Here is a 9454-nt window from a genome sequence, read left to right as displayed (position 1 = left end):
CGGACCTTCACGGTCGAGCGAGCAGGGCGATGGCCCGGTGGGGACCAGGGGCGTGTCCGAACTCTCCCATTCGCGAGTTCCGACACGAGGAAGGTGCACCAGTGAGCCCGACTCCACCGGACCACCTCCACGTCCCGCGTTCAGTCCGGCGGGCCGGATGGCGCCGGGCGGTCCTGTTCGTCGCCGTCGTGGGCGTGTTCGTCCTGGCCGGCGGCGCGGCGGCCTTCGCGCAGGTGCCTGCACCGACGGCGCCGGTGGCGCCGGACCTGAACACGGTCCTGAACAACATCCGCAACTGGATCATGGGAATCCTGGCGCTGCTGGCGACGGTGTTCCTCTCGATCGGCGGCGTGCGCTACATGGTCGCGAACGGCGAGCCGGGCGAGGTCGGCAAGGCCAAGGACTCGTTCCGCAACGCCGGCTGGGGCTATGGGCTGGCTGCGCTCGCGCCGGTCGTCGTCGAGATCCTCAAGCAGATCGTCGGGGGCTAGGCCGTGACCGCCGCCTCCCGCCGCCGCACCCTCCCGTCCGGCACGCCGGGCTCTTTGTCCAGCCAGACGCGCCGCCGGTTGGGCTTCTCTCGGCTCCGCCGCCGCAGGCGCGGCCGGGGGCTGCTGCTGGCCGGGACGGCGGCGTTCGCGCTCCTGCTGGCGATCGTGTTCCCCGCGGTGGCCTCTGCCGCCACCGCACCACCCGCTCCCGCGCCTGCTCCCTCCACCGACACCCCCGGCTACACCGGCCCCACCCCGAACCCGCAGCCCGGACCGTCCCCGATCCCCCCAGGCCAGGAAACACCGGCCACACCCGCGCCTTCCGGCGGGGCCACCACACCCGCGCCCGAGACTCCGGGCGCACCGCCCGACGGCACCGGCACCGGCGGTCCCACCGAGCCGTGCTCGGCCGACGACCCGGACTGCGCCACTACCCCGGAGGTCCCACCGCCCCCGAGGCCGCAGACGACGCCCCCGGCGCCGGACACCGGCGGCGACGGCGGCGGGATCGTCGGGTGGATCACCGACGCGATCAACGACGCTATTACCGCGTTCTTCCGCACGCTGGTGACTGCCGCGCTCAACCCGCTGCTGGACCTGCTCGGCCGCACCTTGTTGACCACGCCGGAACCGTCCCAGCTTCCCGCGATCGGGGAGTTGTGGTCGACGTCGTGGGCAATCAGCGCCACCGCCTACAGCGCGCTGATCATGTTCGGTGGGATCACGGTCATGGCGCTGGGGACGGTCCAGACCCGCATCTCGATCAAAGAGATTTTGCCGCGCATCCCGCTCGGTTTCCTCGCCTCCGGGCTCTCGCAGTTCCTGGCCACCAAAGCCATCCAGATCGCGAACGCGCTCCCCGGYGCGATCTTGGGAGAGGGACTGAACCCCGATACCGCCGCCGGGCAGCTGAAAAGCATCGTCCTTGCGGCGATCGTGCCGACACCCGGCGGTTTCGGTAAGAGCGTCTTCGTCATCTTCCTCGGCCTGTTCCTCGCCGGCTCCGTCGTCGCGCTGCTGTGCACCTACATCGCCCGCATCACGATCGAGGTGGCGCTTATCGGTGCGGCWCCGATAGYGCTGGCCGGCCACGGCCATCCGGTGACCGAGAAGATGGCGTCCTGGTGGTGGCGGGCGTTCTTCGGCTGCCTGGGTATCCAGATCTCCCAGTCATTCGTTTTGATCGCCAGCTTCAAGGTTTTCTTCACTCCCGGCGGGTTCACCGTGTTCGGCCCGACCCCCGACGGCGTCGTGAACCTGCTCGCCGCGATCACCCTCATCTACTTCCTGTTCAAAATCCCGTTCTGGATGATGCCGAAGATCGGCCACGGCGGTGGCGGCATTCTCAGCCGGGTCGTACGCGCCTACGTGATCGGCAGGGCGCTGGGTTTTCTGGGCCACCGCCGGGGGCGTACCCCGGCCGGCCGCACGTCTGCCGGCCGCGGCCGGCGGCCCGCGGGCCCGCGACCGACGCAGAACCCGATCACCTCCCGGCYGCCGCGGCAGCGTCCGCTCGGCCGGGCCACCCCCCAGTTCCTCCAACCGATACCGGCGGTATCCATGCAGCATCTCGCCAACGGCAAGGCCACCGGCCCGCCGCCTCCCGCGGTCTTCCAGGCGCCTGTGACACCGGGCGCCGAGCCCGGCCAGAGCACCCGTCCCCGCCCCCGCCCGACCGGGCCTCCGGGCCCGGCGGTGTTCCGGCCCCCGGGCAGCGCCGGCACGCCGTCCACACCGGCGAAGGCGGCGAAGACGTTCCGGCCCACCACCGCGCCGGTGCGGGTCCGCTTCCAGCCCCCCAGCCCCGAGCCGGCGCAGCCCTCCACACCGATCCGGCCCCGCGGTCCCGTGACGCCGCTGTCCTTCCGGGCGCCGGACCCGACCCGGCCCGCGGGCAGCCCGCCCCGCGCCGCCGCGCCGGGACGGCGTGCCCGCACGGCCTCCGCCATGCCGGTGCTGTTCAGTTCCCCGGCGCCGGGCAGCGTCAGCCCGCCGATGCCCCCACCCGTTCCCCGCCGGCCCACCACCCCCCAGCAGCCACGCCGGCCGCGGCCCGCGGCACCCCGTCCCGCCACCCCACGCCCGCCGGCGGCACGTCGCGCTGCCCCAACGCCGCGCTTCGTCGCACCGCCACCTCCTGGAGGTCCGCGACCGTGACACATCCCGTCCTCATCCCCGCAGATGTTGACCGCGAAGATCGGATCATGGCGGGCCTGACGGCCCGGCAGGTCCTGATCCTCACGTTGACCGCGATCGTGCTCTACCTCGCCTGGGCTGCCACCCGCACCCTGCTGCCGCTGCCGGTGTTTGCCGTGCTGGCGGTGCCGGTCGCCGCGGTCGCCGCCCTGGTCATCCTCGGTCAGCGTGACGGACTGTCTCTGGATCGGCTGCTCGTCGCCGCCGTTCGTCAACGGACCAGCCCCCGGCACCGCATCAACGCCCCCGAGGGCGTGACCCCCCCACCGCCCTGGCTCGCCGCCCGCGCCACCAGCAGGTCCGGTGAACGGCGGGCGGCCAGCACGCAGACCGCGGCACCGCTGCGGCTACCGGCTCGCACCGTCACCGGGCAGGCCGGCGTCGGGGTGATCGATCTCGGGCCGGATGGGCTGGCGGTGGTCGCGGTCGCCTCCACGATCAACTTTGGGCTGCGCACACCGGGTGAGCAGGACGCCCTCGTCGCCGTGTTCGCCCGCTACCTGCACAGCCTGACCGCCCCGGTGCAGATCCTCGTGCGGGCCATGCCCGCCGACCTGACCGCCCAGATCCACCAGCTCGACGCCGCCGCCGACCAGCTACCCCACCCCGCGCTGGCACACGCCGCCCGTGAGCACGCGGCCTACCTGAGCCAGCTCGCGGTCGAGATGGAGCTGCTGACCCGCCAGGTACTGCTGGTCCTGCGCGAACCGCTCGTCACCGCCGGCCCGGTCGACGGGCTCGGCGGCGCCTCCCCGCTGGCCGCGCTGACCGGCCGGCGGGCAGCAGCCCGCGACGCCCGCCGCGCCGGTGCAGCAAGCCGTCGCGCCGCGCACACCCGGCTCACCCGCCGCCTCGCTGAAGCCACCAATCTGCTGGCACCAGCGGGAATCGTGATCACGCCGCTGGACGCCGGTACGGCGACCAGCGTGCTGGCCGCGGCCTGCAACCCGGCCGGCCTGGTGCCACCGTCCGCGCTCGCCGCCCCCGACGAGGTCATCACCGCCGACGTCCCCGAGCCCGCCGGCGGCTACCCGGCTTACCAGCCCGCCCCCGAGGGCGGCGGCTTCCTGGACGACGACGGGTTCRACGACCCGGACGCGCCGGGCCCCGGCTATGGCGACCAGTTCGACGACGCCGACGGGGATGGCCCGCTCGACACCGACGACCCGGACTTCTGGGACCCCCCCGCCCCGCCCCGCGCCCGCCCGCCGGGCGCGTGAACGGCGGCTCCCGGCGGCCAGCACGACACACAGCGCGGAGGGGACACGCCTGATGAGCAGACGAGCTCGACGCCGGGCCTCCGCACCGGCCCCCAGCCCGTCGACACGGCCGGTGGACGCTGCCGCGGCGGCGTTCGTCCCGGACTCGCTGTCGATCGCGCCCCGCCATCTGGACGTGGGTGGAGACGTCCTGGCCACGATGGCGATTACCGGCTATCCGCGCGAGGTCCACGCGGGCTGGCTCGCCCCGCTGCTGACCTACCCGGGCCGGGTGGATGTCGCGGTGCATGTCGAGCCGATCGACCCGGTCACTGCGGCCAACCGGTTGCGCCGGCAGCTGTCGAAGCTGGAGTCCGGCCGCCAACTCGGCGACGAACGCGGCCGGCTGGTCGACCCGCAGGTCGAGGCGGCGACCGAGGATGCCTACGACCTGTCCGCCCGCGTCGCCCGCGGCGAAGGTAAGCTGTTCCGCCTTGGCCTCTACTTGACAGTCCACGCGTCCAGCGAAAGCGAGCTGGCCGACGAGGTCGCTGCGGTGCGGGCGTTGGCGGCCAGTCTGCTGCTGGACGCCAAGCCGGTCAGTTACCGGTCGCTGCAAGGCTGGGTGAGCACCCTTCCGCTGGGTCTGGATCAGGTCCGGATGCGCCGCACTTTCGATACCGCGGCCCTGAGTGCGGCGTTTCCGTTCACCAGTCCGGACCTGCCGCCCGCCGACCCGACCTCCCTGGCTCCGGTCGGGGTGCTCTATGGGCTCAACGTCGCCAGCAACGGGCTGGTGCACTGGGACCGGTTCGGTGATGTCGACAACCACAACTCGGTGATCCTCGGCCGCAGCGGCGCAGGCAAGTCGTACCTGGTCAAGCTGGAACTCCTGCGCAGTCTCTACCGGGGCATCGAGGTCCACGTCGTCGACCCGGAAGACGAGTACGCGCGGCTCGCCGCCGCGGTCGGCGGGACCTACCTGCATCTCGGCGGCGACGGGGTGCGACTCAACCCGTTCGACCTGCCGATCCAGACCACTCCCGACGGCCGGCGGACCGCGCCGCGCGACGCGCTGGTGCGCCGCAGCCTGTTCCTGCACACCGTCATCGCCGTGCTCGTCGGCCAGCTGACCGCAGCCGAACGGGCAGCCCTCGACGCGGCGATCACCGCCACCTACCAGGCCGCCGGGATCAGCTCCGACCCGCGCACCTGGAACCATCCGGCGCCGCTGCTGACCGACCTGGCCGCAACCCTGGCCGGCTCCACCGACCCGGCGGCGGGGGCCCTCGCCGCAGGACTGCACCCGTATACGGCGGGGGCGTTCTCCGGCCTGTTCGACGGCCCCACCAGTGCGCCCGGCGATGGCCATCTGGTCGTCTACTCGCTGCGCGACCTGCCCGACGAACTCAAAGCCATCGGCACGCTGCTCGTTCTCGACGCCGTGTGGCGGCGGGTGTCCAACCCTGCCGACCGCCGGCCGCGCCTGGTCGTGGTCGACGAGGCGTGGCTGCTGATGCGTCAGCCCGCCGGTGCGGACTTCCTGTTCCGGATGGCGAAGTCCTCCCGGAAGTACTGGGCCGGGCTCACCGTGGCCACTCAGGACACGGCCGACGTGCTGGCGAGCGATCTCGGCAAGGCGATCGTCACGAACGCCGCCACCCAGATCCTGCTGCGCCAGGCGCCGCAGGCCATCGACGAGATCACCGCCGTGTTCGACCTGTCCCAAGGCGAACGGCAGTTCCTACTGGCCGCCGACCGCGGACAGGGACTACTCGCCGCGGGGGCCCAGCGAGTCGCCTTCCAGGCCCTTGCCTCGGGGGTCGAGCACGCCCTGATCACGACGAACCCGGCCGAACTCGCCACTAACGCCCACGACGGTGACGACGACGGCTTCTTCGATCTCGCCGCGCCGGACGACCCGGTCGATCCCGACGGCCAGATCTACCTCGACGCCCCCTGACCGCCACCGCTGGAGACGCATGGAGATCGTAACCATGGACCTGCTCGCCGCGGCGGCTACCACGCCGTCGTCGCCGCTCACCACCTACCTGACCGACCCCGCCGGCTTCCTCCACCATCTGCGTGCGTGGGCGCTGGTCTGGGGACCCGTCGCAGGCCCTCTGCTCGCCCTCACTGCCGCCGGCCTGCTCACCCTGCGCAGGCGGCTACGCCGCCGCTACCAGCAGCGGCTCACCGCCGGCGCCCGCCTCGTGACCGTGCTGGCCCCGCCCACCGTCGACCCGGCGGGCGCGGGCGCGCTGTGGGCGAACCTGCTCGGCCTGCTCCGACCCAGCTGGCGGCGTCTGGTCGGCCAGCCGCACCTGGTCTGGGAGTACCTGTTCACCGGCGACGGGGTCCGCATCCAGATCTGGGTCCCCGGCGTCGTCCCCGAGGGCTTCGTGGAGCGGGCCATCGAGRCCGCCTGGCCCGGCGCCCACACCCGCACCACCCCCGCCCGCGCGCCGCTGCCCGTCGCGGCCCGGCCCGGCCGGCGGCTACTGGCCGCCGGCGGGGAACTGCGCCTGGGCCGGGCGGAAGCACTCCCGATCCGTACAGATCATGACGTCGACCCCGTCCGCGCGCTGCTCGCCGCCCCTGGCGGTCTGGCCCGCACCCAACGGGCGGTCGTGCAGATCCTGGCCCGCCCCGTCACGGGCCGCCGCGTCGCCAAAGCCCGCCGGTCGGCCCGCCGCGTGCGTGCTGGCGGCTCGGCCACCCTGCTCGGCGGCCTGCTCGACCTACTAACCCCCCACACGGGCCGCAGCCGACGCACCCGTCGGACCCCCACACCGACGAAGGTCGACCACCAGACCTCCCTCGCGCTATCCGCGGAGGACCGCGCGATCGTCACGAAAGGCCGTGGCGCCCAGTTCGAGGTCCGCGTCCGCTACGCCGTCGTCGCCGTCCTCGACGAGCACGCCGACGAGGACACCGCCGCGCGGGTCGGCGGGCAGCTACGCGGCCGGGCACATGCGATCGCGTCGGCATTCGCCGCCTACGGCGAGCACAACTACTTCCAGCGCGCCCGGCTACGCCGCCCGCTGCCCGTCCTCGCCGCCCGCCACCTCGGCCACGGCAATCTGCTGTCGGTCGCCGAGGTGGGCGTGCTGGCCCACCTGCCGGTCGACGAGGCGATCCCCGGCCTACAACGCGCCGGGGCCAAGGCGGTCGCGCCGCCGCCCGGCGTCGCCGGAGTCGGGCCGAACGTCCGCCCGCTCGGCCGTTCCGACGGCGGACAGGCCCGCCCGGTCGGCCTACGGGTCCCCGACGCCCGCCACCACCTGCACATCCTCGGCGCCACCGGCAGCGGCAAGTCCGAGCTGCTCGCCCGCATGACCTTGGACGACGTCGCCGCGCGCCGGGGCGTGGTCAACGTCGACCCGAAGGGCGACCAGATCATCGACATCCTCGCCCGCTACCCCCTCGACGCCCTCGACCGCCTCGTCCTGTTCGACGCCGAATCGTCGGGCCGGCCGCCGTGCCTCAACCCGCTTGACCAGCCCGACCGGACCCGCGCCGTCGACAACCTGGTCTCCATCTTCTCCCGGGTCTACCACGAGTCCTGGGGCCCACGGACCGACGACATCTTCCGCGCCGGCCTGCTCACCCTCGCCGCGCAACCCGAGGTCCCCGTCCTGACCCAACTGCCCCGGCTCCTCACCGACGCCGCCTATCGGGACCGCTTGGTCGGCGAGGTCAAGAAGGGTGACGGCAACGACATCCTGGCCGGTTTCTGGCAGTGGTACGAGGCGTTGTCCGAGCCGGCGCAGGCGCACGCCGTCGCCCCGCTGATGAACAAGCTGCGCGGGTTCCTGCTACGGCCGTTCGTGCGGGCCGCGATCGCCGCCGGACCATCCACCGTCGACATGGACGCCGTTCTCAACGACGGCGGGGTGTGCCTCGTCCGCATCGCGCAAGACGCCCTCGGGGTCGAGACCGCCGCGCTCATGGGCTCGATCGTCGTGTCCGCGGTCTGGCAGGCCACCACCCGGCGCGCCCGGATGCCCCAGGGGAAACGGCYGGACGCCAGCCTGTTTTTGGACGAGGCCCACAATTTCTTGACCTTGCCCTACGCGCTGGAGGACATGCTCGCCGCCGCCCGTGGCTACCGGCTCGGGATCACGCTGGCGCATCAGAACCTCGCCCAGCTGCCCCGGCATCTGGAAGAGAGCATCGCCGCGAACGCCCGCAGCAAGATCTACTTCACGATGTCGCCGCTCGACGCGAAGCGCCTCGTCCGCCACGTCGAGCCCCGCCTGTCCGAACACGACCTGGCCAACCTCGGCCGCTTCCACGCCGCCACCCGCCTCGTCGTCGTCGGAGAAGAAGCCCCGGCCTTCACGCTGCGCACCGAAAAGCTGCCCACCCCCGTACCTGGCCGCGCCGCGCAAATCCGCCGCGAGCTGCGCAGCCGCGCCCCCACCCCCGCACCGACGCCGCCGGACCCGACGGCCCCACAGCCGCAGGCCGACCCCCGCCGATCCGCCAGCTGACCACCACGGAGATCTAATGGTTGCCTATCCGCATCCCCAACGTGCCCTGCGCGTCCCGCCCCGCGCCCCCGGCCGGGTTGTCGCCGACGCCGCGCTGGTCACCTACCTCGCCCGCCACCTCTCCCCCCGCGACCGGTGGATCACCCGGCTCGCCCACGAGCACCGGGTACTGACCACCCACCAGATCGTCGAGGCTGGCTGGTCCACCCAACGGGCTGCGAACCGCCGGCTGCTGGAGCTCTACCGGTGGCGGGTCCTCGACCGCTTCCAGCCCCTGGTTCCCGTCGGGCAGGGACAGCCCCCGGCGCATTACGTCTGTGACATCGCCGGCGCCAGCGTGCTCGCCGCCGAGGACAGCATCGAGCTGAAGGAGACCGGCTACCGCCACGCCCGCGCGATGGCGATCGCGCACTCGCTGCGCCTGGCGCACACGGTCGCCGTCAACGGCTTCTTCACCTCTCTGATCGCCCACGCCCGCCGCCCCACCCCACCCGGCACGCTGACCGCCTGGTGGTCGGAGACCCGCTGCCAGCGCGCGTTCGGCGACATCGTCCGCCCCGACGCCTACGGACGGTGGACCTCCGCCCGGGGTGAGATCGAATGGTTCCTCGAACTCGACTGGGCCACCGAGCCGCTGAACCGGCTCACCCTGAAGATCGGCGACTACGGCCGGCTCGCGACGGCGACGAGGATCAGTACACCGGTGCTGTTCTGGTTCCCCACCGCCGGACGGGAGACCAACGCCCGGCGAGCGCTGGCCGCGGCGCTGGGCGGGCTCGACCAGCCCGACATGGTCCCGGTCGCCACCACCGCCGCTACCTTGGCCCCCGCCGACAGCCACCTCGATCCCACACTTCCCCGCTGGCTGCCCCTGACCGCTACCCGCGGCGGCCGGCTCCCCCTCGACCAGCTCACCTCCGCCTGGCCCCGGCTACGCCCCCCCGACCCGGTCGACGGCCGCTCAGGTGACACCTCGGCCGGGCCGGGCCTGCGTCCGCCCACGCCGATGCCCCCGAGCGTTACCGGGGGGTGAGCGGCCACGACCAAGTACCTCGCCGCCGCCGTCGCCGCC

Annotated in this window: 6 protein-coding genes; all 6 read left to right on the top strand. The window is 73.2% G+C overall.

Annotated elements, in window-relative coordinates; all coding sequences use genetic code 11:
• Nucleotides 1-101 precede the first annotated feature (101 nt).
• The 6 genes from CC117_RS28660 to CC117_RS28635 are packed head-to-tail and all read left to right on the top strand — an operon-like array spanning nt 102 to nt 9415.
• Nucleotides 102-491 carry a pilin gene (locus CC117_RS28660; RefSeq protein WP_071089810.1) on the top strand — a complete coding sequence of 130 codons (390 nt, stop codon included), beginning with the start codon at nt 102-104 and terminating at the stop codon, nt 489-491.
• Nucleotides 492-494: 3 nt separating this feature from the next.
• Entirely contained in the window at nt 495-2648 is a 2154-nt protein-coding gene (locus CC117_RS39980; RefSeq protein ID WP_198542018.1) for a hypothetical protein, read from the top strand.
• Nucleotides 2649-2695: 47 nt separating this feature from the next.
• Nucleotides 2696-3907 (top strand): PrgI family protein, encoded by a 1212-nt coding sequence (locus CC117_RS28650; RefSeq protein WP_241830515.1) that lies wholly within the window; start codon nt 2696-2698, stop codon nt 3905-3907.
• A 52-nt stretch (nt 3908-3959) separates the two neighbouring features.
• On the top strand, nt 3960-5849 hold the full coding sequence (locus tag CC117_RS28645) for a VirB4 family type IV secretion system protein (protein ID WP_071089824.1): 1890 nt from the start codon (nt 3960-3962) through the stop codon (nt 5847-5849).
• A 19-nt stretch (nt 5850-5868) separates the two neighbouring features.
• Entirely contained in the window at nt 5869-8382 is a 2514-nt protein-coding gene (locus CC117_RS28640; protein WP_241830514.1) for a TraM recognition domain-containing protein, read from the top strand.
• A gap of 16 nt (nt 8383-8398) precedes the next feature.
• Nucleotides 8399-9415: a replication-relaxation family protein gene (locus CC117_RS28635; protein ID WP_071089804.1), complete on the top strand. Its 1017-nt coding sequence runs from the start codon at nt 8399-8401 to the stop codon at nt 9413-9415.
• Nucleotides 9416-9454: the final 39 nt, after the last annotated feature.

This window comes from Parafrankia colletiae, assembly GCF_001854655.1.
Taxonomy (GTDB): domain Bacteria; phylum Actinomycetota; class Actinomycetes; order Frankiales; family Frankiaceae; genus Parafrankia; species Parafrankia colletiae.
This window is presented reverse-complemented; position numbering and strand designations above follow the sequence as displayed.